25 protein-coding genes and 1 pseudogene are annotated in these 24,623 nt (G+C 61.9%); 10 read left to right on the forward strand and 16 right to left on the reverse strand.

Translation table 11 applies throughout. The annotated features are described in order from the left end of the window. From ACPWT1_RS08185 to ACPWT1_RS08220, 8 genes are all read right to left on the reverse strand, one after another. Window positions 1–1,431, reverse strand: coding sequence for a hypothetical protein (locus ACPWT1_RS08185; protein ID WP_427914877.1), 1,431 nt, complete (start codon window positions 1,429–1,431; stop codon window positions 1–3). After that, window positions 1,418–2,947: an ATP-binding cassette domain-containing protein gene (locus ACPWT1_RS08190; RefSeq protein WP_427914878.1), complete on the reverse strand. Its 1,530-nt coding sequence runs from the start codon at window positions 2,945–2,947 to the stop codon at window positions 1,418–1,420. Before ACPWT1_RS08190 ends, ACPWT1_RS08185 begins: the two co-directional genes overlap by 14 nt. 92 nt (window positions 2,948–3,039) lie before the next feature. After that, complete coding sequence (locus ACPWT1_RS08195) at window positions 3,040–3,897, reverse strand: hypothetical protein (protein WP_427914879.1); 858 nt, start codon at window positions 3,895–3,897, stop codon at window positions 3,040–3,042. A gap of 32 nt (window positions 3,898–3,929) precedes the next feature. Beyond that, window positions 3,930–6,005 carry a TonB-dependent receptor plug domain-containing protein gene (locus tag ACPWT1_RS08200; RefSeq protein WP_427914880.1) on the reverse strand — a complete coding sequence of 692 codons (2,076 nt, stop codon included), beginning with the start codon at window positions 6,003–6,005 and terminating at the stop codon, window positions 3,930–3,932. A 13-nt stretch (window positions 6,006–6,018) separates the two neighbouring features. Continuing rightward, window positions 6,019–6,231 carry a hypothetical protein gene (locus tag ACPWT1_RS08205; protein ID WP_427914881.1) on the reverse strand — a complete coding sequence of 71 codons (213 nt, stop codon included), beginning with the start codon at window positions 6,229–6,231 and terminating at the stop codon, window positions 6,019–6,021. Then, on the reverse strand, window positions 6,215–8,236 hold the full coding sequence (locus ACPWT1_RS08210) for a nitroreductase family protein (RefSeq protein ID WP_427914882.1): 2,022 nt from the start codon (window positions 8,234–8,236) through the stop codon (window positions 6,215–6,217). Before ACPWT1_RS08210 ends, ACPWT1_RS08205 begins: the two co-directional genes overlap by 17 nt. Continuing rightward, entirely contained in the window at window positions 8,145–8,879 is a 735-nt protein-coding gene (locus ACPWT1_RS08215) for a hypothetical protein (protein ID WP_427914883.1), read from the reverse strand. The genes ACPWT1_RS08210 and ACPWT1_RS08215 overlap by 92 nt, the downstream gene beginning before the upstream one ends. A gap of 57 nt (window positions 8,880–8,936) precedes the next feature. After that, window positions 8,937–9,407, reverse strand: coding sequence for a hypothetical protein (locus ACPWT1_RS08220; RefSeq protein ID WP_427914884.1), 471 nt, complete (start codon window positions 9,405–9,407; stop codon window positions 8,937–8,939). 1,079 nt (window positions 9,408–10,486) lie between these two features. On the opposite strand from ACPWT1_RS08220, the pseudogene ACPWT1_RS08225 reads away from it, so the two are divergent. The 3 genes and pseudogenes from ACPWT1_RS08225 to ACPWT1_RS08235 all read left to right on the forward strand — a co-directional run. Next, window positions 10,487–10,690: pseudogene (locus ACPWT1_RS08225) on the forward strand (inositol monophosphatase family protein); the annotation flags it as partial. Next, a complete protein-coding gene (locus tag ACPWT1_RS08230) occupies window positions 10,597–11,028 on the forward strand; it encodes an inositol monophosphatase family protein (RefSeq protein ID WP_427915524.1) in 432 nt (143 codons plus the stop codon). The pseudogene ACPWT1_RS08225 and the gene ACPWT1_RS08230, both read left to right, overlap by 94 nt. An 88-nt stretch (window positions 11,029–11,116) precedes the next feature. Next, window positions 11,117–11,662, forward strand: a complete 546-nt coding sequence (locus ACPWT1_RS08235; protein ID WP_427914885.1) for a GNAT family N-acetyltransferase — start codon at window positions 11,117–11,119, stop codon at window positions 11,660–11,662. Window positions 11,663–11,753: 91 nt separating this feature from the next. Here ACPWT1_RS08235 and ACPWT1_RS08240 read toward each other — a convergent pair whose 3' ends face one another. Further along, complete coding sequence (locus ACPWT1_RS08240) at window positions 11,754–13,199, reverse strand: serine hydrolase (protein ID WP_427914886.1); 1,446 nt, start codon at window positions 13,197–13,199, stop codon at window positions 11,754–11,756. 766 nt (window positions 13,200–13,965) lie between these two features. On the opposite strand from ACPWT1_RS08240, the gene ACPWT1_RS08245 reads away from it, so the two are divergent. From ACPWT1_RS08245 to ACPWT1_RS08255, 3 genes are all read left to right on the forward strand, one after another. Beyond that, window positions 13,966–14,121, forward strand: coding sequence for a hypothetical protein (locus tag ACPWT1_RS08245; RefSeq protein ID WP_427914887.1), 156 nt, complete (start codon window positions 13,966–13,968; stop codon window positions 14,119–14,121). Between the two features lie 480 nt (window positions 14,122–14,601). Beyond that, entirely contained in the window at window positions 14,602–15,696 is a 1,095-nt protein-coding gene (locus ACPWT1_RS08250; RefSeq protein ID WP_427914888.1) for a S41 family peptidase, read from the forward strand. Window positions 15,697–16,255: 559 nt separating this feature from the next. After that, the gene (locus ACPWT1_RS08255; protein ID WP_427914889.1) at window positions 16,256–16,750 is read left to right on the forward strand and encodes a GNAT family N-acetyltransferase; all 495 of its coding nucleotides are present in this window, start codon (window positions 16,256–16,258) and stop codon (window positions 16,748–16,750) included. 38 nt (window positions 16,751–16,788) lie between these two features. On the opposite strand, the gene ACPWT1_RS08260 is transcribed toward ACPWT1_RS08255, so the two are convergent. The 4 genes from ACPWT1_RS08260 to ACPWT1_RS08275 form a co-directional block, all read right to left on the reverse strand. Next, on the reverse strand, window positions 16,789–17,883 hold the full coding sequence (locus ACPWT1_RS08260; RefSeq protein ID WP_427914890.1) for a S41 family peptidase: 1,095 nt from the start codon (window positions 17,881–17,883) through the stop codon (window positions 16,789–16,791). A 138-nt stretch (window positions 17,884–18,021) separates the two neighbouring features. Continuing rightward, window positions 18,022–18,930: a DUF72 domain-containing protein gene (locus ACPWT1_RS08265; RefSeq protein WP_427914891.1), complete on the reverse strand. Its 909-nt coding sequence runs from the start codon at window positions 18,928–18,930 to the stop codon at window positions 18,022–18,024. 2 nt (window positions 18,931–18,932) lie between these two features. Continuing rightward, window positions 18,933–19,328 carry a hypothetical protein gene (locus tag ACPWT1_RS08270; RefSeq protein WP_427914892.1) on the reverse strand — a complete coding sequence of 132 codons (396 nt, stop codon included), beginning with the start codon at window positions 19,326–19,328 and terminating at the stop codon, window positions 18,933–18,935. A gap of 16 nt (window positions 19,329–19,344) precedes the next feature. Further along, a complete protein-coding gene (locus ACPWT1_RS08275) occupies window positions 19,345–19,677 on the reverse strand; it encodes a hypothetical protein (RefSeq protein ID WP_427914893.1) in 333 nt (110 codons plus the stop codon). Window positions 19,678–19,800: 123 nt separating this feature from the next. Here ACPWT1_RS08275 and ACPWT1_RS08280 point away from each other — a divergent pair, with 123 nt between their 5' ends. Then, on the forward strand, window positions 19,801–20,331 hold the full coding sequence (locus ACPWT1_RS08280) for a nucleoside 2-deoxyribosyltransferase (protein WP_427914894.1): 531 nt from the start codon (window positions 19,801–19,803) through the stop codon (window positions 20,329–20,331). Window positions 20,332–20,378: 47 nt separating this feature from the next. Here the strand turns inward: ACPWT1_RS08280 and ACPWT1_RS08285 are convergent, their stop codons facing one another. After that, window positions 20,379–20,966, reverse strand: a complete 588-nt coding sequence (locus ACPWT1_RS08285; RefSeq protein ID WP_427914895.1) for a phospholipase D family protein — start codon at window positions 20,964–20,966, stop codon at window positions 20,379–20,381. Between the two features lie 467 nt (window positions 20,967–21,433). Between ACPWT1_RS08285 and ACPWT1_RS08290 the strand changes: the two genes are divergently transcribed. The 3 genes from ACPWT1_RS08290 (at window position 21,434) to ACPWT1_RS08300 (ending at window position 23,272) form a co-directional block, all read left to right on the forward strand. Beyond that, window positions 21,434–22,036: a tyrosine-type recombinase/integrase gene (locus tag ACPWT1_RS08290; RefSeq protein WP_427914896.1), complete on the forward strand. Its 603-nt coding sequence runs from the start codon at window positions 21,434–21,436 to the stop codon at window positions 22,034–22,036. Window positions 22,037–22,131: 95 nt separating this feature from the next. After that, the gene (locus tag ACPWT1_RS08295) at window positions 22,132–22,596 is read left to right on the forward strand and encodes a helix-turn-helix domain-containing protein (RefSeq protein WP_427914897.1); all 465 of its coding nucleotides are present in this window, start codon (window positions 22,132–22,134) and stop codon (window positions 22,594–22,596) included. Between the two features lie 91 nt (window positions 22,597–22,687). Continuing rightward, the gene (locus tag ACPWT1_RS08300) at window positions 22,688–23,272 is read left to right on the forward strand and encodes a nucleotidyltransferase family protein (RefSeq protein ID WP_427914898.1); all 585 of its coding nucleotides are present in this window, start codon (window positions 22,688–22,690) and stop codon (window positions 23,270–23,272) included. Between the two features lie 41 nt (window positions 23,273–23,313). Here ACPWT1_RS08300 and ACPWT1_RS08305 read toward each other — a convergent pair whose 3' ends face one another. Together ACPWT1_RS08305 and ACPWT1_RS08310 are read right to left on the reverse strand one after the other, a co-directional pair. Then, the gene (locus ACPWT1_RS08305) at window positions 23,314–23,787 is read right to left on the reverse strand and encodes an N-acetyltransferase family protein (RefSeq protein ID WP_427914899.1); all 474 of its coding nucleotides are present in this window, start codon (window positions 23,785–23,787) and stop codon (window positions 23,314–23,316) included. 10 nt (window positions 23,788–23,797) lie between these two features. Continuing rightward, entirely contained in the window at window positions 23,798–24,604 is an 807-nt protein-coding gene (locus ACPWT1_RS08310) for an N-acetyltransferase family protein (protein WP_427914900.1), read from the reverse strand. Between the last annotated feature and the right edge of the window lie 19 nt (window positions 24,605–24,623).

The following is a 24,623-nucleotide window of genomic DNA, read 5'->3' on the forward strand; positions in this document are numbered from 1 at the left end:
TCACCTATCCGTCGGCGCGATGATCCGCCCCCCACCACTAACGTAGATCTGGCGCACTCCGCCCCCCTGCAAATTTTGTACCAGTGAGTGCAGGGTCTTGGCGTCCACGCCAGTGAAGGGCTCCCACCCTGCGATTACTCTTGTGCCACTCAGAAGAACTCTCAAGCATAGGAGCCGGTCCGCTTGACCGCCAGACAAGTTGGCATACGGAGTGCGCGCCAGCTGTGCGAGAGCGGCTTCAAATGTCTCGGTGCCGGGAAAATCGTGGGTGAATCCCAGTGCCCGGTACCACTTCAAGAACAGATCAGGGTCTATTTCCTCGGGCTCCCGCAGCAGGTTCTCAAGGGCCGAGGCGTTGAAACTGAAGCGTCCATCCGAGACCAGAATGCCCGGGTGCTCCAGCGACAACCTCGATGCGGTGATCAATTCCTGCTCGGTCGCGGCGGCGGCGACCACCGTCATTGGATCGCCTGCGTCAAACTGCGGCGCAACCGGCTGCTCTGGCTTGTCCTCGGCTGCGGCGGCCACCCGCCATCCATGTAGCCGTTCGACGGCCTCGGATGCTTGAACGTACAAAAATGCGATGCGCGTGAGCTTGGCCGCGTTGTCGGCGACGAACCCCAACAGCGTGATAGCCAGCAACACCGAAGACGCATCCGACGCATCGCGCGCATCCAAAAACATTGCTGCGACCGGCAGAGACAGGAGCAAAACAGGGAACTGCTGCTGTGCGGCGCTGCCAAGGCTTAACGATGCGCCTACCCGCGTCCTCCTGTCGTAGGATCTCGCGAGCACTTTGGTAAACGCGCCCGCCGTGCCAGTGGTCGCAATACTTGAGGCAGCACCAAGGATCGAGTGCAGCAAGTGCGTGTCCTCGCCCGCAGCTACTTCGACCTGTTTGGACTGGCGCGACGCAATTGCTGTCAGTCTGGCTACTACAAAGGATCCCACGATCGTCGCGGATGCGGCAAACACCGCGGCCGGGGCATTGATGCGAACGAGCCAAGCAAAGGCGACGACAAGAAATGCAGTCCGCGACAACGTGATGCTGGACGCGCAAGCAAATGTGGCGACAGCGTTTGTGTCCCGTTGAAAACTTGCCAGTAACTGCCCGATATTCGCTCGCGCTCGTGTGGCCGCTGCCAAGCTTGTAGAGACGGAAAGGACCAGAGCCTTGCGGTATGCGCCCATCGTTCGGTGTGTCAGGGTGACCTCGAGCCGATCGCCGAACGTCACGATTACGCCCCGTATCAGGCACAGAGCAAGAAAGGCCGCCACGAGCCCATCTCGGCCAGAGGTGGCGACTACTCTGCTTGCGACGTAGCCAATAAGGATCGGCATTCCGAATACAGCGCTCCAAACGAGCGAGTGCTGCAGATATGTCCCGGGCGTCAAGCGAACGATGTGCCACCAGAGGCTAAGCGGTTTCACGTGCGGCGCTCCTTGTCTGCTGGTGCAATGCCATGGTGCCTGAAGAAAGTGTGTATATGCGATCTGCGACGTCACCCCACTCGGGCCGATGGCTGATGACGATACAGCTGCGGGTTCCCAGGTACTGCCTCAGCAGCGTTGCTGCGGCCTTTATCGTGCTCGCCTCCGACGCAGCGAATGGCTCGTCAAAGATCACCAGATCCGAGCCGCAGACCAGACCGCGAAGCAGCACAAGCGTATCGCGCTCGCTTTGCGCCGGCGAGGCGGCTACGTCGAGGTCAGTCTGCAAAAGGCCCAGACTTGAGGCGGATCTGAGCAGTGCCTTTGGCAGGCTCTCGTCTGGGGCAAAGAGCCGGATGTTCTCGGCGCGAGAAAGCGCCAAGATAGGCTCGCGTTGTCCGAAATACGCGATCCGCGGCAGCGGACCGGCGAAGTGCGCTGGTGGTCCACTCGCCTGAGATATTCCGGCCAGAAACTGAGCGAGCGTCGACTTCCCGCACCCAGTCCTGCCTTGTAACAGTACGACTTCACCGGGCTCCACAACTATCGTGCCGGCGGAGATCAGAGGCGACGCGCTGGAGTAGCGCAATGGCTCCGACCAAAAGTCCATTTTGAGGCGGGACATCTGAGCAGCCGATCTTTTAGACGGCTCGTCCGGCTGGTGCAGACTCGTCGCAATTCTGTGGAGCGAGGCCAAGCCATCCTGCAAATTGGCAAATGTGCCAACCGTCGCCTCCACCGGACGACGGATGAGTTCCGTATAGAGAAAAACTGCCACAAACAACGCGGGGTCAGCAACGCTGGAGTAGGTGAGGATCGCGAAGGAAACCGCATGGCAGAGGCCGAAGAGCGCAATGGCAAACGGCCACACGAGCCGCTCGCGGGTGTACGCCGCGCCAACGGTCTGCATCTGTTGCGCGATGAGTCGATCGAGCACTCGAGAGACGAACGTCCTGTGATCGTTAGCAAACACGTCCAGCGATCCAGCAAACACTGACTCCGCGAAGCTGATCGTGCGCTTGCGCGCTGCGCCCGCCGCCTCCCAAGCCGCACTCGCTCGTCTCCGAATTGCGTCCAGGCTGTAGATTGTCGTCACGGTGATGATGACAAGCCAGAGCGCAACGTACGCGTTCGAGTAAGCGACCACAACCAATGCGCCAAGGATCGTGAAGCCCGAGACGAGCAGCGCCGGTACCGTACTTCCAAGAAGCGCGCGGGCGCGCGAAACGTCGTTTTCTAGAAGTTCGACGGTGCCGCCGGCGTCAGTCTGGATGACCCGGCGGCGCCGCAATTGGGAGTCGAGCAACGCGCCACGAAGCACGCCGCCAATCTTCCATTCGTTGACCTGGAGGGACCATGTGCTACACAAGGAGGCGAAGAAGCGAAAGACGTAGAGAATCGCTAGCAACAAGGCCAGAAACGATCCGGATAGTGGAAGCCACACCGGACCGGTGTCACTGAGGAGCAACTGGATCGTCTTGGGGATCCCTAATTCACAACCGACCTCAAGGACCACGGCGGCAAGCCACGCAGCCCATATCGCTGGCGGCGTCGCCGTATATGCTCGACGCGCGAGGCCTCGGGTCGAGAAAGAGCCTCCGCTCATGTTCAGGCCGCTGCCGACGTTTGCCGGCCAATCACCGAACTCAACACCCCATCGATGTCCGCGGCCAGACCTGCAATCTGCCCGAACTCGCTCCAGCGGCACACGAACACCTGGCACTGCCCAGCAATCCTGGCGGTCGTTGCGTACGAATCCAGCGGGGGACTACCCCATGCGCGCTGGTGTTGAAGAAGTGCCATCAGCGCGTCCGCAGGACCCACGGGCTGGATGCAGGATGCGCCGCTGGCGGACTTCTGCAGGAGGAAGACCGTGCGCACGACTCCTCCGTGCATTGGTGCCTTCAGACCTGCGTCGACGTACGACGTAGCCACCTTTTCGGTGCTGGACGTTCCAATGTGGACAGCGCGCGGGAACGGCTCGACAAACAAGCTGCGTGAATGCAGGAACGTTTCTTCATCGGTAAGCAGAACGTGGCCGTACTGCTGCGCAAGTCGAATTGATAGGCTCGACTTGCCGCTGCCTCGCAAACCAACCAGCAGACAAGCAGCACCGCTGCCGTTCATGACGGCGGCAGCATGGAAGCCTACGAAGCGCTTGCGTAATACACCTGCTTCGGTTGGTGGAAGGGGCGGTGAAAGATGGTGCCATGGCGTGATCCTCTCGCCCCCGCGAGGCGTCACACTTACTCCGGTAAGCGGACCGAATTCGGGAGGCCTCCCGCGGATCAGCTCTCGCGAGAACGGCCCGTCGATGCGAATCTCGTAGTCTGGCGTAGACGCGTAGCCCATCACCTGTGACGCCAGAGCACCGTCAAAAAAGACTTCGATCGAGTCGCGAGTCTCCTTCTGGACGCACAGCACTGTGATGTGCGCTCCCAGCAGGAAGAGATCTGTCTTATACACAAGCTACTCCTTTTTGGTGCCGGGCAGAGTAGTCACCATCTGACGTCAACCGCCATCGTGAACACCGCATACCGGCGTGATACAGAGGTCTCGGCGATGTCTTGCGCTTGGGCATACCGGGTCTGCCAATGCTGGCCAATCTCGGTCACGTCGAGGCGAAGCTTCGCGTCGTTGCTGAGATCCTGCACATATGAGAACCCCAGAGACGACAGTTGTGGGCTTTCGACAGTAGCGCCGGGCAGCTTCGAACGGTACCAAGCGACCTCGCGAAGGGTTGCGGTTAACTCCGCCTTAAGGCGCGTCAGCGTGCACGTGCTGCCCATCACAAGGCTTCGGGTCGGCTCTCCAGTGAGGCTGTTGCCGCCGTCCGGTAGCGATACGGACGTTGAGCGAAGGTCCAGCCTTAGCGAGCATGGAAATGAGCCGGGCCAGACGTCACGCAGCACTAACTTGCCCCGTGCCTCCAAGCCAGTCACAACAGCTGAGTTGGCGTTTGAGAACGAGAGCAGCCAGCGCCCACCTCCATTTGCATACGTGGTCACAATCGGGTGGCGTATGTCGCGGCGGAACAGCCCTATAGCCGCATTACTGCCGGTGCCGTAGTCGCGCGAAAGCGTGGCGTCTAAGCCGGTAGCGCGTTCGTCTGCCAAGCGAACGTTGCCAAGCCGGTCCGGCGCAAACAGAGAGTTGATGTCGCTGTAACTGACGATCGGCGACAGCTCCTGTGGTTTGGGCGGCCGATAGGACTCGGATGCTGAAAGGCGCAGCCGGTTGAAAAAGAGGTCTGACGTGGGTAACTTGAGCAGCAGTCCGGCCGAAGGCGCGAGGACCTGGAACCGGCGCTGGTTCCTGTCGACCGTTCGATGAAGGAACTCCGCCCGGATGCCAGCATCAGCAGAGACGGTCTTGCTGAGGTCCCCTTCGAGCTTGGCGAACGTGTTGCCGGCCCGGTCGGACTGTGTACTCGAGTCGCCGCCGGCTTCACCGATTGAAAGTTGGCGGGCCGAGCGCCACTCATTACTTAGCTCAGCGCCCAGCGTGAGTTGCAGGTGCTCGCGCACACGGGAGACCCGCTTGGCCCCAAGTACCAGCCCGTCTAGATGACTATTGGCCGAGACCTCCCGATTACCCAGCAATTCCTGCAGCCTGTCCTGACCCGTGTTCGTGACGCGCGTGTTGCGCAATATGTTCACGCGCTGAACACCGTACAGCTCCAAGTTCGGCTCATTTGAACGCCGGCTGCTCAATCTGAGCTCGTTTTCCAGGAAGGTCTCGCCGGCCTGGTTGGTGGCGATTAAGGGTTGCGGGTCAAGGGCTGCGACTAGCCGGGAAGAGGTACGTGCCGACGAATAGGAGAATGCGTGGCGGGTGCCAAGCTCAAGCGCGGAGGTAATATCCTTCGCGGTCTTTCCGGACAAACTCAGGTCATAGGATCGAGACGAACTCGCAAACTCGTTTTGTGCGTCTGCCGACGTGGGGGATGTCGCGGACGTCACGACGATGCGACGTGGATCGACCGGGCTCTGCACAAACCCGGCGAGAACATACGAGAGTGAAGGAGTCTTGCCGCTAGTCTGGAAGGAGAACTTCGGCTCGCCGCGCCCGTCCTTCACCGCGAGGAGCGCCCGAATCTGATTGCTTGGCGCCGAGTCATGCGGCGAGCGCGTCACGATCTGGATGGTGCCGGCCATGGCCTGTGCGCTCGTGTCACTTGCCGCGCCGAATGTGATCTCCACCCGCTCAATCAGGCCGGATGGAAGCGTAGTGAGTGCCGCGAGCAAAGCAGCGCCCTGAACCTGAACACCGTCTATCAGGATCTGTGTACGGCCGTCTCCGAGACCTCGCAATGCAGGGTAGCCGGCTTGGTCGCGCGAGATGGGTGGCAGCTTTTCGAGGATGCGTCCGAGGGTGAATTCACCGGTCCCCTCCAAATATGGGCGGTCGAAGACAACTACGCTCTGCGTATGTAGGTCGTTCGAAGCGGAACGTGAGCTTGAAATGCTCACCTGTGGAAGAGATGCTGCCGGCGCTTGGCCAGCAGCATCCTGCGCGACGACCAGTGCCGCACTTGCCACTACGGCAGCCGCCGTCGGACGGGTCAGTAGCACAAGCGCCGCCTCTTCATTCCCCAGACACCAGCACGCCTGCTGGCGGCGCCCGCATCACGCGGAGCTGGCTTGCCTGCTCGTCGAACACGAACAATCGTCCATCAGCAATGCCGAAGCTCACCGCGTATACGTTGCGCGCGAAGTAACTCCCGGGCGCGGTGGTCGTCAGCAGATCACGGTCGTCCCAGTCACTCTCCTGCGCCGGCGAGTTAAGCGGAGACTGCACCGAAATCCCCTGCGATCTGCACACTGTGGCCGACGGCCAGAAAATAGTAGATGTCACTGTCCACTGCAGAATCGCTGTGACCGAGCAACTCCGCGGCAACCGGCTCCTTGACCGCAGGAGTCTCAAACACGCCGAGACCAGCGGCGGTGGCAGCAAGGCAGATCCGCTGACCTATCCGCCCGAGCCTCGTGATCGCGTCGATGTAGCCCTCCGCGCCGCCCATGCGCGTTCGTAGCAACACCGCCGAGCCCGCCGCGGCAGCCCACAGTTGGCCGATTGCCAAGCGGCGGATGTCAGCGCGGCACACGTGGCGCCCTTCGCGATATGCAAGCCGGTTCGCTCGCCAGTCATAGAAGAACGCGTTCGATTCGGCTCGACGCGCCTCTGCGTTGAACCACACGTAAACGTCTGTGTCTAGACGCGCTGATTCCGGCAGGGTCGCGAGTGCGTCCTGCAGCGCAGCATTGAGGGCGTCTGGCTCTAGCGGATGCGGTGAGTATGTTCGGCACGTCCTGCGCGACAGCAGCGACCGCACGAGGCCAGACCCGGTGGTCTGCGCCAAAGGCGCGGTTGTCACGGCGTGATACGCACGCAGCCCGAGCCCTTCGACGTGAGCAAGCAGCGACATGTACCAGCCGTGCTGGACCCACGGCCACGTCGCACTGTATGCGGCGTGAGCACGCACGCGCGACATCAGGATGCGGCGCCGCTCGAGTTCCTCTAGGTCTCCGGCGGAGACACCAGGAAAGTGCTCTAGGAGATGGTTGCGTGTGGTGATGCGGTCATCCCTAGTGCTTGGCAGGCAATGCGAAAGCAGGACGAACGCATCTGGGCTGACGGGCAGTTCGGATTCCGCCCCTTCAGCGCTGCGCGCGACGAGCTCACCGTCACGAAACACGAAGTAGACAAATGGGCTGGTGATCACGGCCCCATCCATGCTGGTGTCACTTGGCGACTGCATGTACTCCCCAGGAGGAGGCGGCACTTGTGGCCTCCGATTGCTTGCCGCAAGGGACAGTGCCGCCACGTCTGCGTTAGCCATGTGGTGCTTGGTGATCGGCATGCCTTCGGGTGTGGGGATGGCGAGCGCCGCCAGGCCGAAGTGATCCGCAACGAGAGACGCGGTTTCCATAACGTGTCCCACATCGATGAGCATCGGGCGATATGACCATGGATCGCGGTAACGCCACATCGGCCGTGCGACGTGCGAGGTGAACACGAGCCTCACTTCGTCTGGCTGAATGCCACTAACCCTGACATCCGGCAGTAGAACCAAGCCGTGCCTCTTGGAGTCGTACCAGTACGCTCCTGCCGCAATTCCCTCAAGTGCCCCGTTGTGTACCAGATAGCCGTCCGTCGGATGGCGCGCGCCGCCAGAGGGGCTCGTTCGTCGCAGCCAGAGATAAGGACCGCCGGGCACGGTGCCGATTGGCCCCAGAGACCACCGCAAGACCGCACTGACGCGATGCAGCAGGGTTAGGCTTTCATCGGCCGACGTTAAGTCGACGTCAGGTAACGCCGTCAGTTCGCCTTCCATGCTTGTGAAATTGGGCGGTGGGGACGATTGCCGTTGGTACTGCTGCATCCGGTAGTCGTCCTTCTGGCGCCACTCCGGGTCGAAATAGTCAAACCAATCGAAGTTGTGCACGCAAGCGTGGTAGCGACCGACAAATCTGCGTTCGCTTGAGCGCAGCGGCGGCATCGTGGTCTCATGTGCTGTCACGATCCCGAAGTCCAGCAGCGACTGGTAGTAGGGCTGCGACACCTGAGCGATCGCATGCCGACGCCGCTCAGCGTCCGATGAGGAAAGTTCCGTCGCTAGCGCCACGAGCTTTGGCATGCAATCTTTGCCGACCGCAACAGCAGCCTTGCGACTGAGCGGGTTGAACACCGCCCAGCGGCCGCCCGAGTGGCTATTCGGGCTCGTAAGCTTCGTCTGCAGAAGCAGCAGGTGCGGATTCAGAAGCGTGCTTCTCTCGCCTGCCGTCACGTTCGAATTGTTCATAGTATTCAGCCAAGTTGTCGATCGCAAAGGACAGATTCATCCGGGCCGCGTGCATGCCAGCAGCAATGTCGAAATGCAAGTCGTCCGTTCGATGAAATGTCGTCGCGTCGAAGAGTACAGCGCGATTCCAGCGATACGGAATGTGGATATGGTTGCCAGCCGAGTGCTTGCGGACGTAGTGAACAGAAGCTGGTGGCACGAGGTATTCGCGCAGCATCTGTGATGGGTGGCGGTTGACGTCGTACAGCACCAAACCACCCGTTCCAGCAGTGAGGTTGTGCCGGTCCGGAGTGAGCCAGAGCGTCAGGGTCAGTCTTCCAGCGTCGGCGTGTACATTTCCGGTAGAGTTCTTTGGGTACAGCAGCGCCCAGTAATCGCAAATCTCTAGACCATCGATGACTGGGCCGGCCGCTTGAATGAATTCCGTCGCAATGCATGCACAGGTCTCTATGCGCGGTCTTGCGTTGTGCAGGTGCGCGCTGACCCAGTTCTTCTTCCGCCAACCCCAATGCTGCAGCAGCTCCTTGTGAACTCGCTCGGCTGCGGTGGGCGTCAGAAAGTCGTCGAGTACCACGTGCCGCGGCGTGCGGCTTTCCAACTGCGCGGCAACGGCACTCCAGTCGCGATCCACGAGGGTCTTCAATGTGGTCTCCTTCAGTGGCGAGCCGGGCGTTGTGGCCCAGCTCGCCCGATCGGCTGCCTAGGCGCGAGGGCGCGACCAGTCCAGGGGGCTTGTCGGCGGCGCAATCGAATTTCCCTTGCCCGAGCCCGATTCCCCGGACTGCAGGGCCGTGATGAGCGAAATCGGTAGCGTCTCAATCTCCTCGAGGCCGACCGGCAGCGCGAAGGAGATGCCGTAGGAGCCGTACTCCATCGGCTTGTCGCACACGTACTGGTCCAGATCGGCGCGCGACAGGAAATACGAGCGCCCGCCTGTCGGATACTGGATCAGCACAGAGGTCTCGATATCTGCCGAGGCCTTGAACGGAGGCGCTTCCTGGAGAAAGTCGTCATCCGGGATCACGAACGTGACCGTGCCGCCGTTGATGCGCGCGAGATCGCCTTCGGTGCAACGGTGCTTCGCCTCTAGATGTGCCGCCGAGATGAAGAACGCACGCTGCGTGGCGGGGTCCTGAATCAGAACGTCCGGTAAAGCCGCAAAGGTTGTCATGGCGTTTCCTATTCCTTTCCGAAGGACGCCCGCACCATGCAGGCGTCTGGCGCGGACAGTAGCGAGATTCGGAATGTTGGAATACGCCGCCTTACGAGGTCTTTCCCTATGCTTCAGCACAAAGGAGTTGCCACCTCCTGCTAATCCTGACAGGGCAGTCGCGTCATACGCAGCATTTGGTCCTAGGCAAACTGGATGACCGTCTCTGTTCGCGTGGAGGCACAACCCCGTTTCGCGATGGGGGACCAACTCGCAACCGAATCCGGCGCGACTTCCGGCCAGGATGTTCAAGCGACGCCAATCAGCGAGTGGGCGTCAGCTCTTCGCTGTCCTTAGACAAAGTGGCGCCAAACGACTCGCCTCCAGGTCCGGACGCCGCCACAAGCAGCTGTGGGCGGGCGGATCTGTCAACAAACGCCGGAATCGTTTCGACTGATAGCCAGCTAGCTGACGCAGGACAGGTCCTACGACTTTGAGAGGTGGCCTGGGAACCCCAAAATCGGCCCGGGGTAGTTCGTTACATAAGACCTTCGACCAAGACCGACCGAGGTCACTGTGATGTCGTGGTCGGCCAGGTTTTTGCCGGGGCGGTGCAGCCCTCGGTACGAGTTGCTCGATGGCCTGTGCGGCATACCGTCTGCCACGCTTGCACGGCACGACCGCGTAGTCCGCATGTCCAGGGCAGTAAGGAGGTAGCTCGGATGTAGCCGGTTGCACGTCAGTCATCCGGGATCGGGATCTTCACGCTGGGGGAAGCGCGCTTTGACTGGCACGTGCAGTGATGTCTGCTGGTGGCCGGAAGCAGACCTCGCACTAAGGTCGTGCTAGCCTCGCAAGATGCATCACAGAGTCGCCGATCTTCTAGTGCAAGCGAGTCAGGAGCTAATGCTTCCCCGCTTCAAGCGCCTAGTTTCGGGCGAGATTACTGAGAAGACGCCCGGGGAGTTGGTTACGTCCGTCGATCGTGACGTGGAAATCTTCTTGACCGAAGGCTTGCGTGCTCTCAGTCCGGGCTCGCTGGTTATAGGCGAAGAGGCATGCAGTGCTGATGCCAGTCTGCTGGGGGGCTCAATTCCGACGGGGATGTCTGGCTTATTGATCCTCTCGATGGCACCAGCAATTTCGTTGCGGGATCGAACGAGTTTGGGGTCCTGGTTGCTCTGATGCGAAAGGGCCAGTGCGTGTCGAGCTGGTCTTACCTCCCGATCTCCGGTGCAATGTACACAGCTGCGATCGGAGCTGGGGCGTTCAGAAACGGCGACCGCCTGCAGGTCACGCCAACGCGAAATGCGAAGCTTCGGGCGATCATCAAGACGCGGTTTCTCCCCCTGAACTGAAGGAGCGTGTGCTGGTGGGCGCCTCCCATATGGAGCTCCAGACGCAGGGTAATCCTGCAGCAGTCGATTACGCGAAGGTCTGCTCTGGGGCGTGCGACGTCGTGCTGTATTGGCGCACTCTACCCTGGGATCACGTGGGGCCAGCGCTGCTGCTTCAGGAGGCCGGTGGTGTAGTCCGCCGTCCCGATGGCGACGAGTATCGTGCGTCTGAGAGGCGGGAAGGATTGCTCGTGGCTTCCAGTGAAGAAGGCTGGCAACTAGGGCGCTCAGCTCTGTTCGCGTAGGCTGTTCTTGGCCGACACCAGCGCGCCGGGCCGCCTCGGCCGACGCGAAGACCTCGCTGGACTGCGCACCAGGATCTAACATTCAACGATGATCTACAGCGAGCTGCCGGAGTGCGACCACCCCGCGGTCGATCTCCGACCGATTGCCGCATCCGACCTTGAGGACTGGTTTGCGTACCTCTCTCTTCCGATCGTCTACGAGCACACGAGCTGGGAAATCGGGAGCAGCGCTGATTTAGCCGACTATGCGCGGGCCCAAAGTGCGGCGACGCCAGATTCGATGCTCCGCCTGGCCATCTGTAGCCGGTCGAGCGGGCAGTTGGTTGGGACTGTCGGTTTCCATTCCCTGTGGTGGCGAGATCGGAGGGCTGAGCTCGCCTACGACCTTCATCCCAGCTACTGGGGAAAGGGGATCGCAACGCACGTTGCCAGCCTGATGCTCCGATGGGCTCACCGTCATGTCGGAATCAACAGGGTACAAGCCACTGTCCTTGAGTCGAACAGCCGCTCTCACGCTGTTCTTCGGCGCTGCAATTTCCGGCGGGAAGGCTCCCTGAGGGAATACCGCTTCGTGCGCGGCAAACCAAGCGCGTTCGCCATCTACTCGCACTTGGCGTCCGACGGAGCGGCCTGAGCAAGACGTGCTTTGCCCGCTGTAGAGGGGAAAACGGACGGCCGCTCCCGGTCAGTAGCGGACGGCCGGCAGCGCTCCATGCTGGCCAGGTTCAGTCGCAAGGCTGGAATCGGACGCATGCAGGCACGGCCCGGATCGCCACCAGCGTGTTCTCCCCATCTATGCGCTCAGCCCGGAACTTCACACTGGCGCCCTCGCGCATGCCACGCAGCACGGCGCGATCCGGCACGCGGAAGCGCAGGGTCGTGAAAGGCAGATTCGCTCCCGGTGCCACCTTGAGGTGCACGTACACGCGCTTGCCGTGATCCTCCTCAGTGATGGAGCGCAAGGTCGCACGCGTCTCGACCGGAACCACAGCCTCCGCGCCGGCGGGGGATGACGCGTGGACGGCTCCCTCCACCCCGGCATGTTCGAGAGTGGCGGCGACCACCTGCTGCAGCAGGTGCTGCTGCGCGCGGCCGATGTTTCCGTCGTCGTACTCACCTGCCGTCATCACGGCAACGAGGTCCAGGGCCGGAACAACGAACAAGCGCTGGCCGCCGTTCCCCAGAGCTCCATGCCAGACGATTTCCTTGCCGCGCACCCGCACCGCACCAGACCACCAGTGATGCCCGAATCCCTCGAGTGGCCCGCAAGGCGCAAGCATGGTACGGACCCAAGCCTCCGGAACGACTTGCCTACCCTGCCAGCGGCCTCCTTCGAGCATGAGCCGGCCGATCCGCGCCAGGTCACGCGGACGCAAGCGCAGGCCGGTGTACGCGCGCGCGCGACCACGCACGTCCGTCACCCACTCCCACTGGCGGATCCCGAGCGGCTCAAACAACTTCTGACGGGCGTAGTCCTGCAGGCTTGAGCCGGTCCGCTCCTCCAGCAGTAGTCCCAACACCGCGGTGAGGCCGCCGTTGTAGTTGAACTGAGTGCCCGGAGGGGTGACAACTCGCCTGTCGAACACGTAACGGGCACGGTCACCACGCCAGAGCAGGCCTCTCTCGTCATTCGTCCATCGGCCATACCCGCCGCTCTCATCCCATCCCAGGCCGCTGCGCATGCAAAGCATGTCGGCCACGGTGATACGTTCGCGACCGCCACCGCGCAAGTCCACCAGGGCTGGCAGCAGGTCAAGAACGGGTGTGTCAAGAGGAGGCGCGGCCCGCTCGCTCTCCGCGATTCCCCATAGCAATGCCACCACGGACTTCGTGATCGAACGAACATCGTGCGCCACATCGGTGTCGAAACGGATCCGTCTTGCCCAAAGGGAGTACGTCGACCGGTCCGGTCCCGCCCGATACTCGTCGGCTACGAGCCGGCCGTGACGCTCCACAACCAAGCCGTGCAGATTGCGCGAGCTGTGCAAGAAACTCCGCACCGCATCGCACAGGAGGCCCTGGTCGAAGCCTGCTAGCCGGGCATCGCGTTCGACGCCCCAGCCGTCGTCCGTCAGCTGCGGTGTGCCGCAGGATTCGTTCACGGGCGCGGCTGCGCCTGGCAGGGAAGTGAGGGTCAGGGCGACGAACATCGCCAAGGCAAGGAGTTTCATGCGCAAGCTCTCTCCCGCAGCCGAACTCGCGATGATCTTAGCTAGGAGGGGGCAGTCCGATCACGTCCGCTGCTGGCCGGCACCGGACATCTGGCGCGGTGGCTCCGGGGTAAGCTCCGTTGATCCGGCGATGACCTCCGAACGCTAACCTGATTCGCATGACGCATCCTCTCGCGATCTATTTCGCACCAGGAGGGCTTCTCCTGCTGATGGCAGGCGTAGGTGTGTTTGTCGATCGCCGGACCGCCGATAGAAGCCGCCGAGGCTGGAGAGTTTCGTGCCTGGGTTTCGTCATCAGCGACTTTGGGTTTGTTCTTGGCTTATTGACAGATTCACCAAGGCCAGGAGCGCTCGTCATAGCATTGGGCTGGCTAGTGGCGATGGCGGGAGTAGCGCTCTTCATCGCCGGAAGAGCGGGTTCTGATTGAGGCACAGGCTCGGGCGATGCACTTCCGCTTCTGGCCGCTAGCCGACATCTCGTCGATGGGCGGTCCGAGAGCATTGGTCGCCAGCTAGCGCCCGAACCGGCTGCATTGCTACTTGCGTCCGCCAAACCGGCGCAACAACTTCTCCGGACGTCCAGTATGGTAGATCGCAATCTGCGAGGCCGTGATCGCTCCCATCCGACGAACGCTGCTGCCCCCGGACGGTACCGAAATCGCCACCAGAAGTCAGTGCTCGCCTAAGCTTGCATTGCAGAGCAAGCCTATCTACTATTGCTTGGCATCTCCCGGTTGCGTTTCCACGTCTCAGGAGGCAGTCACGCATGACTCAGGGCAACCCCTCTGATCAGCAATCCGAGCAGCAGCAACAGCAGCCGCAGAACCAAGGTTCGGGCCAAGGCGCCTCAAGCGCCTTCACGCGCATGAAGGAACAGCGCGACCAGCATGACCGAGCCCAGCCAAGAGAAGAACAAGACTGAAGCGGCCGTTGACGCTGCGACTAGGCTGTCAGAGCTGCAAAGCAGCTATGACCAAGCGAGCGCAATCGAGCGCGCCCTTTGGTCGAAAGTGCATGGATTGCACCCCGGACAACACGGGCACGACGCCGCTCTTTGGGCTGAGTGGCAAGTTGCCGCCCACCAAGTCCGTACCCTGGCGATCCAGCTCCAGCGATTTCCCGCGCGTCGGGGTCAACACCACATTGTTGGGTCCGACTGACCGACGATTTCAGCGTTGTGGGCTGACGCGACGCGGTTCTGAAATTCCGCTGGTGGTCTAGAGCCTCGGTCTGAAGAACCCGAAGTCATCGACTTCAGACCGGCGGGCCCCCACTTCTCACGGGTGCTTCTGGCCGGGAGCAGACCTCCTGCAGCGATGCAACGTGAGTTAGGTGCTCGCGAGGGCACCCCTAAAGCGCCGCTCCTGGACGCGGTTGACAATGGCGTGAACTGGAGACGCTCATGCCGTTTCGTTTGGTCTGCGTTCTGCCGGTCCTTACGCTTGTCGTAGCCGCCACGGCGCACGCTCAGTCGCTCAACTCTGGCGAGTGCATTGGCGACCTCGATGCGCTCGCGCCGTACATGCTCGCCAATGATGCGGGCTCGGCGGACTACGTCGCGCAACGGGGCCGCGCCAGCTTCGATGCGGCACTGGCGACTGCACGCACAACGGCAGCTGCAGCGCCGAACGACCAGGCCTGCCTGGAAGTGCTTCGCAACTACCTGAGATCCGCGTTCCGAAGGAGCCACCTCAGCCTGCGACAGATCGACGCAACTGTGCCAAACGCCGTCCGGGCATCAGCGGGAGCGCCTTCTTTCCGACTACTGTCGCGTCAGACTGCACTCATCATCATTCCAACCTTCGCCGACCAAGCAGGCGGTGCCATTGAAGCGTTGATAAAGGAGCACGCCAAAGACATCGCGCAACGCCCGAACTTATTGGTAGACGTACGCGCGAATGGCGGAGGCTCAGACTGGACATACAAGCCCTTGCTCGCGCTCGCCGAAGCGAATATCCGCCGTGACGTTGGCGCCCAAATTTGGGCGACTCCCGCCAACGCTGCGGCGAGCCGCGCCGCATGCGATGTATTCGCTCCGCTCTCGCAGCAATGTCGCGATCGTATGCGGCAGGAGGCCGAGGCGATCGACCGCGCGCCCGCAGGAACGTTCATCGCCCAGCCCGGCGAGCGGCCATTGGAGATTGTCGAGCCGCGAGACGTCGTGCCGCATCCGCGGCGCATCGGCGTGCTTGTAGACAAGGGTTGCGCCAGCACCTGCGAGGAATTTCTGATCGCAATGCGCCAGAGCTTTAAGGTCAAGCTGTTCGGCCAGTCGAGCACCGGCTCACTCGACTACTCGAACCTGCGGCCATGGACGCTGCCTTCCGGAAAGAGGCGACTGATGTACGCAACGACGCGCTCCCTCCGCTTGCCCGAGTTCGCGGTTGATCTTGCAGGCATTCCGCCCGACCAGGTGCTGCCCACGCCGCGCGGGGTCGAGGATCGGGAGCGGGAACTCGCCCAAGTGCAGCGTGTTCTCGAGTCCGCAAGGCAGTGAACCTGGCCGCCTAGTCCGCTTCCGGCCAGGACCGGACCCGCGCTTCGGGTGACCTAACTTGCAGAATCCGTAGATGTTCTTTGGCATCTACTGGCTGACCATAAGCCTTCTTGGGTGATTGATTGCTGGGCACGCGTGGTTGTACTTACAGTCATCGCGCGTCGGCCGGCATGAATCGGATCCGATGACGAGTGAGAGCTCCTGCGGAGGATCGATGAACCCACTTATGGAAGTGAAGTGCCCACGCTGCGGCCGCGTACACATGCGAGTCTCGCGCGCACATGCGAACGAAATCATCGCGAGCACAAACGCGCGCCGCTCTGCTGATGACACACCCGCGAGATACGAGGAATACCTCTTCTGCTTCGGGTGCCGAGCGCCCGCCTCGACGTTCGTTCCCGCCGGGCCAGATGACGCACCCATTGGTGTGACGCTAACCTGCGTGGTGTGTGACCCCTAGATGTTCGGGGAGAATCCCCCAGCCCCGATCGTTGGACTATCGCCGCGTCCGCTTACGGCTGCTTCTGGCCGAAAGCAGCCGCCGTGGGATCATTGTGAGATGGCCGAAGCAGCAACCTTTGCGGTACTCCGTGCAGTCCCCGACGAGCGGCCTGCACTTTCAAGAATGCTGGAGCTGTACCAGCACGATCTCTCCAACATCTGGGATCAAGATCTCGATGAAGGTGGTGAGTACGGGTATGACTTGGCCCGATACTGGTCTGACCCGAACTGCCACCCTTATGTCGTGAGGTGCGATGGCAGGTTGGCGGGTTTTGCCCTCGTGGATTCAGCCACGAAGGTTCCCGGCGGTGACTTCTGGATGGACCAATTCTTCATCTTGAAGAAGTATCGGCGCCGGGGGATCGGTCAACGCACAGCTCACGCTGTGTTCGACCTGCACCGCGGACGTTGGCAGGTGGGTCAAATGGCGGAGAACTCTGCGGCGCAAGTGTTCTGGAGAGCCGCGATAACTGCGTACACCGGAGGAGCTTTCCGCGAGCACCGCCTAGCGTCAGGTTGGTGGCAGGGCCTGGTTCAGGAGTTCAGATCGTAAGGGCCGCTCCTGGCCGGAAGCGGACTAGGCGGCCAGTTTCACTGCCTTGCGGACTCGAGAACACGCTGCACTTGGGCGAGTTCCCGCTCCCGATCCTCGGCCCCGCGCGGCGTGGGCAGCACCTGGTCGGGCGGAATGCCTGCAAGATCAACCGCGAACTCGGGCAAGCGGAGGGAGCGCGTCGTTGCGTACATCAGTCGCCTCTTTCCGGAAGGCAGCGTCCATGGCCGCAGGTTCGAGTAGTCGAGTGAGCCGGTGCTCGACTGGCCGAACAGCTTGACCTTAAAGCTCTGGCGCATTGCGATCAGAAATTCCTCGCAGGTGCTGGCGCAACCCTTGTCTACAAGCACGCCGATGCGCCGCGGATGCGGCACGACGTCTCGCGGCTCGACAATCTCCAATGGCCGCTCGCCGGGCTGGGCGATGAACGTTCCTGCGGGCGCGCGGTCGATCGCCTCGGCCTCCTGCCGCATACGATCGCGACATTGCTGCGAGAGCGGAGCGAATACATCGCATGCGGCGCGGCTCGCCGCAGCGTTGGCGGGAGTCGCCCAAATTTGGGCGCCAACGTCACGGCGGATATTCGCTTCGGCGAGCGCGAGCAAGGGCTTGTATGTCCAGTCTGAGCCTCCGCCATTCGCGCGTACATCTACCAATAAGTTCGGGCGTTGCGCGATGTCTTTGGCGTGCTCCTTTATCAACGCTTCAATGGCAGCGCCTGCTTGGTCCGCGAAGGTTGGAATGATGATGAGTGCAGTCTGACGCGACAGAAGGCGGAAAGAAGGCGCTCCCGCGGATGCCCGGACGGCGTTTGGCACAGTTGGGTCGATCTGTCGCAGGCTGAGGTGGCTCCTTCGGAACGCGGATCTCAGGTAGTTGCGAAGCACTTTCAGGCAGGCCTGGTCGTTCGGCGCTGCAGCTGCCGTTGTGCGTGCAGTCGCCAATGCCGCATCGAAGCTGGCGCGGCCCCGTTGCGCGACGTAGTCCGCCGAGCCCGCATCATTGGCGAGCATGTACGGCGCGAGCGCATCGAGGTCGCTAATGCACTCGCCAGAGTTGAGCGACTGAGCGTGCGCCGTGGCCGCTACGACAAGCGTAAGGACCGGCAGAACGCAGACCAAACGAAACGGCATGAGCGTCTCCAGTTCACGCCATTGTCAACCGCGTCCAGGAGCGGCGCTTTAGGGGTGCCCTCGCGAGCACCTAACTCACGTTGCATCGCTGCAGGAGGTCTGCTCCCGGCCAATACCGGAATCACGACGTCCGGCGCCTCATGCGGCCTTGCGACCCTTGAGCGCTTTCATCATCAGCCGGGCGTTGACCTGACCCTGGTCCTCGAAGTTCGTGTTGAACACAACGTGCACGGCAGCCGCTTGCGAGGCGAGACCCTCGACAGGCTGGACCAGACTGTCGATCTCCGTCTCGCTGTACCAGTAGTCGAACCGGCTCGAGGATGCCTCCACCCTCTTATTCCACGCCGCCGCGTTTCGTCCGTGCAGTCGGACCACGCTGAGGGCGGGGTGCGTCACCTCCCAGATCGGAGGCACTGAGTTCACGAAGCCCTGCGGACCATCGACGACCGTGTGCACTACGCCCAGCTGGGCCTCCAAGTCGATGGTTTTTGCGACGCGCTCGGGATCCAGCCAAGTCTTATTGCGGAACTCGACTGATAGCAGATAGTCCTGCATCTGCTCGACACAGTGCTCTAGGTGCGCGATGCCGTCCCGGTTACGAACGAGCCAAGGCGCGAACTGGAAGTGCACCGCACCCAGCTTGGCATTGAGGCGCAGCGGCGCCAAGGCCTCCTTGAAGCGGCGCCACAGTTCCTCACGGACTTCCCGCGGGGTGTCCCGGTAGTACAGATGCTTTGGCGGGTTTGGTCCTAGCGCCTGCTGGATGTCCCGGTGCAGCACGTGCGGAGGCGTCTGGTGGCCTGTGAACAACCGGAACGCCTTCACGTTAAACACGAAGCCTTCCGGCGTGCGCTCCGCCCAACTCTGCGCGACTTGCGGCGCTGGGATGCCGTAGTAACTGGAGTCAATCTCCGCCATCGGAAACTGGCTTGAGTAGAAGCGCAGGCGAGCCTCCGGCGTGTTTGCCTCCGGTGGGTAGAACCGGCCGCTTTCGAGCAGCGTTTTGTCGGTCCATGAAGCCGTGCCAACCAAGATGTTGTCCGTCATTGCTAGAACGCGATGTCGTCGTCCGCCGGGTCGAAGCCAGTGTAGTTCTGCGCTCGCCTAGGTGCCGGCCGCGCGGCCCACTCGATCGGCGCGATGCGCTCGTGGGCACACAGCCACGTCTGCCGGTAGCGCTCGATGCTCTTGCGGCCAGTCGTGACCTGCTCCATCCCGGTGATTAACAAGGACCTACGGACGCCGGCGACACGCGCCTCGATGATTGAGGGAAGCATCTCGACCGCCGTACCAGGTTTGAAGAGCTGCGCCAAGTGCACTTGCCGACCATGCCAGCCCGCCTCATACGGGGCCATGACGAGCTCTCCCAGCAAACCTTCGCGCGCAACGACGCTCCCGCTGCGGCGCTGACCAAGGTAGCGGAGCGAGTACACCCAGAAAAGCACTCTTGGAGAGAGGCTGCTACAAGCCAGTCCCTCTCGCGTGACCTGTGCCCCTGCGTGCGAGCTTGACCTCGAAGCTAGCCCCTCGCAGTCCCTGGACGCCCGCCAGTCCAGCCCGCACGGCCCGGTCGTAAGCCGCGGGCCAGCGCACGGCGCGCTCGGCAGTTCCCTTGTCGATCTCGTCCGCCTGTGAGTCGCTCGCGGTCTGCCACGCCCGCAAGGTGTCGGCGACAGCGGCAGGCTCGCCGAGCACCCGTTCAAGAGCGCTCACGAAGCGGATTTCAGCCGCGATTCGTTCGGGCGCAGGCAAGCCTTCGTCGGCCTGCAAGGCCACCGTGTATTGGCGTTCCATGTTGGAATCCTGGTGCTGTATGAATATCCAGTATAAAGGCCGCTTCGCGGCCCCGCAAGCTGTGCGCGTGAGAGGTCGAGCGCATCCCTTCGGTCCTCCGTGCAGTAACAATGTGGGGTGGCTGTGCATCGCGTCTATCTCGCAGGTCCCGACGTCTTTCGCCCCGATGCTGCAGAGCACGGTCGCAAGCTCGTGGAGCTCTGCTCCGACTACGGGTTCGAGGGAGTCTTTCCGCTCGATGACACTGTCGTTCTAAGTGAGGGCCGTTCACCACAAGAGCTCGCAACCCAGATCTATCACGGGAACGTATCGCGCATAGACAGCTGTGATGCGGTCATCGCAAATCTGGACTTCTTCCGCGGGCTGGAGCCCGACAGCGGCACCTGCTTTGAGGTCGGCTACGCGGCCGCACGCGGGAAGGTGGTGATCGGCTACATCCCCGACGAGGGCAGCATCCCCGACCGCATTCGTAGGCGTGCCCCAAGCTTTCCTCAGAGCGGAACGGATACGAATGGCTGGCGGGTCGAGGACTTCGGATTACCCCTCAACCTGATGCTGGCCGTTTCATGCCGCATCGTTGTCGGGGACGCCTGCACCGCTCTGGAAGCTTTGCGTTCGACCAGCATGAGGTCTTGCCGCGGCGGCTTGAAATAGGTCAAGCAACCGGAATAGCTTCAGGCTTGCCATGGGGACCGCGCGGGTCAGTACTGCAGCTGGTAAGGCGTCGCCTGCCGGTAGTTTCGCGCAAAGTGTTCCAGGTACACCTTGGCCAGCTGCGGGTTACTCCAGTTCACCAGCACGTTCTCGCTGTTCCGATGCGCTGCAGCGTCGGAGTAGTTGAAGCTGCCCAGTTCAACAGTCTCACCATCGACGATCAGGACTTTGTCGTGGTGGATCGGATAGGCGCTAATAAGCCGCACGTCCGCGCCAGCTTCGGTCAGCAACGAGAGCGCTGCGCGTGACTTGCCGCTGCGGTCCTCCGAGGTGTTGTTCCTTTGGTCCGCCACGATCTTGATGTCCACGCCTCGCTTCTTCGCCTCGAGCAGCGCGCGCGCTACTGGTGCGCTCGTGAAGCTGTACGTGAGCATGCGGATGTCTTGGCGGGCGGTGCCGATCACCTTGAGCACCAGGTTCTCGCTCCCTTCATCGGGTGAGAACGCGACCTCCACGGTACCGGTGGCGGGAACTTGGTACGAGTGACGTTCCGCAACGGCCTGCTCCACCTGCTCGATCAGGCCCTTGGGCTTGCGCTTTGCCAGTGCCGTGCCACTGACGACCGCCAGGCTCAAGACGAGGGATGCGATGACTGGAAGACGATGGATGCGCAAATCTGTAGACCCGAAAAGTGCTGAGCAATGATACGCAGCGCTTCTTTGGTCGATCAAGCGGTGTCCCGCTACCAGCGCTGGCGACAGAATCCGGGCACTCACCCAAATCTTGGTATGTGCGCGATCCTCCAGAGGAGGTCGCGGAACAGGGCATCTGCGTCTTCTTGCAAAGCGCGAGACATCTGCTCCGCCTGCTGGACCAGGTAGCTGTCGTTGTGGTCTGGACGGGAGAGCTTCAACGCAATCTCCCCATGGACCGCGGCTCTGTCGGCCATGAGCCATGCCTTCACGTCCCACTCGTAAGCCACGCCGGTCTCCCTTCTGGCCCAATCGTAGGCAGCGTGCTTCCCCAGATGAAACATCCGAACTGAGGACGAGGCGTCCGACCAAGGCTGAATGGGGAGTCCTTCAACTGAGAGGACTTCTCCATGACATACCGAATTCCCTGGAATAAGAGCCGGCTGATCGGCCAGAAGCCGCCGCTCAAGCCTAAGGAGATCTGGGCACTTCGCATCCGTCTCCAACTTGCTGGGATGACTAGAGATCTGGCCATGTTCAATCTGGCTCTCGATAGCAAGCTACGAGGATGTGACCTTGTCAGGCTGCGAGTGCAGGATGTCTGTCGCGCTGAAACGGTAGCCACGAGGGCCAGCATCCTCCAGCGCAAGACTCATCGTCCAGTGCAGTTCGAGATATCTGACGCGGCTCGCGATGCAGTGGCGACCTGGCTCGAGCTACGCGGACTGCAACCTGACTCGTTCCTGTTCCCAGGACGCCAGCGCGATCACCACCTGAGCGAAAGACAGTACGCGCGGATCGTGAAGCGCTGGGTGGCTTGCATTGGGCTTGACCCGTACCGATATGGAACGCACTCCCTGCGTCGCACCAAGGCAACCCTGATCTACAAGCGCACAAAGAACGTTCGAGCCATCCAACTCCTCCTGGGACACAGCAAGCTCGAAAGCACCGTGCGATACCTGGGTATCGACGTGGATGACGCCCTTGAGATCGCGGAACAGATCGACTTGTGAACTCGCTGCGGTCAGGTCAAAAGCGGTGAATGCGAAGGCGGATGCGTCTACCCTAGCCCAACGCAATTAGTGTTTTTGGTTTCATAATCCGCGCCATGCCAAACATTGCTGCGGCCCTGAAAGCCGAAATCGCGCGGGTCGCGCGCAAAGAAATTCGCTCCGCGGTCTCCTCGCTTACAAAGGCGTCGACGCAGAACAGAAAGCAGATCTCTGCGCTGCGCAAGAAGGTAGCTGCCCTGGAGACAGCGTTGAAGCGTCAGGCTCGTGGAAGCAGCGCCCAGGCGGTCGCCGAGGAAGGCAACGCCGCAGCTAGCCCGCGATTCAGCGCGAAGGGTTTTGCGAGCAACCGCCGGCGACTTGGCCTTTCAGCTGCAGCAATGGCGCAACTTCTGGGTTGTTCGGCGCTCTCCGTGTACAAGTGGGAATCAGGCAAAACACGTCCGCGGCCAAAACAGATCGAGGCGATTTCGGCCATCCGGACTCTCGGCAGAAAAGAAGCGCAGGCCCGACTTGAGGCTGCCGCGACGCCCCCGCGGCGCAGAAGAACCAAGGCTGCCTGACCCTCAACTCACCCGTGGGCAACCAGCGGGGGACGGCTTCCGGCCAAGAGCGGACGACGGCCGCTGCACCGACCCGAGCCATACTCGACGGATGACTGGGGAAGAGACTGATCTTCGAGAGCGGCTCATTGCGATTGCACATGGCTCGGGGTGGTTCATGGGCGCGCTGGCAGCAGTGCGGGAATTGGGCCTCCAGGACTGGTGCATTGGCGCCGGCGCAGTGCGAAACCTGGTGTGGGATCACCTTCACGCCTATTCGACTCCGTCCTCACTCTCCGATGTCGACGTCGCCTATTTCAACCCGGCAGATCTGAGCCAAGAGACCGACCGCGCACTCCAGGAACAGTTGTCAGCGCGGTGTCCGGAGGTGCCCTGGGAGGTGACGAACCAGGCCGGCGTCCACCTCTGGTTCGAATCACACTTCGGTCATGCTGTGTCGCCGCTCCGGTCCCTTGAGGACGCGGTAGCGTCATGGCCGGAATTTGCGACATCTGTCGGCCTTTCGCTGTGCAAGGGCGGAACGTTGAGCGTGCTAGCGCCGTATGGTCTCGCCGACCTGTTCTCGATGACGGTCCGCAGGAACCCGGCACGCGTCAGCGTCGCAACTTACCGCCAGCGGCTCGTGGAAAAGCGCTATCGAGACCGTTGGCCGAACGTGCAGGTTGTCCCGTGCTGACAGCAACGGCTGCTCCCTGACCGCAAGCGGACACGCCCTCTTCAATGTGCGTCCAGGCGCTTGACCAGCACTCGATTCGTGTACGAATTGCCTTGAAACGTGTATGTTGTCTCGCCGGCTTCGAAGTAACCCGCGCGTCGGTAGAAAGCGAGGGCAGCTGTGTTTCGGTCCCAGGCCGTCAGCCACAGGGACGCCGTAGAGCACATGCGCTCGGCCTCGCGAAGGAGCCGGGTGCCAGTCCCGGATCGCTGCGCGCGCGGTTGGACATAGAGACGAACCAGCTCCGAGCCCGAGACGGACGGGATAGGTGAGGTCACGGGCGGCAACAGCAGTTCTGCGAACCCGACGATCGCCTCCCCCGTTACCGCGAGCAGGAAGCGCCGACGCGCCTCCGAAAGTCGCGCGGCAAACGCTGGGCCGGAATACTCCTCGAATACTTCGCGCGCCATGTCTGGGCGAATGCCATGCGTCGCATACGTGTCCAGGAACACCTGCGTCGCGAGTGCGGCGACCATCGGCGCATCGTCAGGATGTCCTGGTCGCAGGACCACGTTTTCCCTCATGGGTTGGATCCCCCAGAGACTGATTGACGTTTGCCGCCGATGTGCGGCGAAGCCGGCTCGCGGCCGTTCGGTTGCCAGCGCCACCGGCATCGAGCGGAATGAACCCGATCAATCCTTCACCGACAAGCCCCGGCGCAGCTTGACGCCTTTCCACCTGAAATCCTAAGCACCGCCAGAACCGGACGGCTCGCTCATTGGCTGCGTCGACCATGCCCACCAATCGCGTGCACTCCCAGGATCGGGCCTCGGCTTCGATCCATCTCAGACAACGAACACCGAGGCTTCTGCGCTGGTACTTCTCCATGAGGACAAGCAGGACGAGACAGGCATCACCTGCCCCGGGGCAATCCCGCGCAACGTAGGCGCAGCCGCACAGTTCGCCGTGTAGCGAGATTCCATACAGGAAAACGTCGGTTGCGGTCTCGCCTTTCGGCAGCGCGTTCAGCATCCTCACTGCGTCTTCATCGGTCGGCGCCCGACCCTCGGTGGCGTAGACCAACGAGGAGGCGTTGCGAAAGACGTTGCTCCACTCGTCCTGGTCATCTAGATCGCCGGGATCCAGGCGGCGAAATGTAAGACCGGTCATTGCGGCCGCATTATCTGGTGGTGGATTGCGGCGCGTTCCAACGCTGCACGCCTTGCGCCCATGGAGGCCAGCTTGGTTCTGACTCGGCCAGTTGATGCGGTGCGGTTCCGGGCAGTCCAAATCGACCCCGAGAAAGATTGCGGCCAGAATCGGACGCTGCCTGAGCCCGGCGGCAGACGTCACTTAGGTTCCAGCTGTGCCG

The sequence above is a fragment of the Ramlibacter sp. MMS24-I3-19 genome (assembly GCF_050320135.1).
Taxonomy (GTDB): domain Bacteria; phylum Pseudomonadota; class Gammaproteobacteria; order Burkholderiales; family Burkholderiaceae_C; genus Ramlibacter.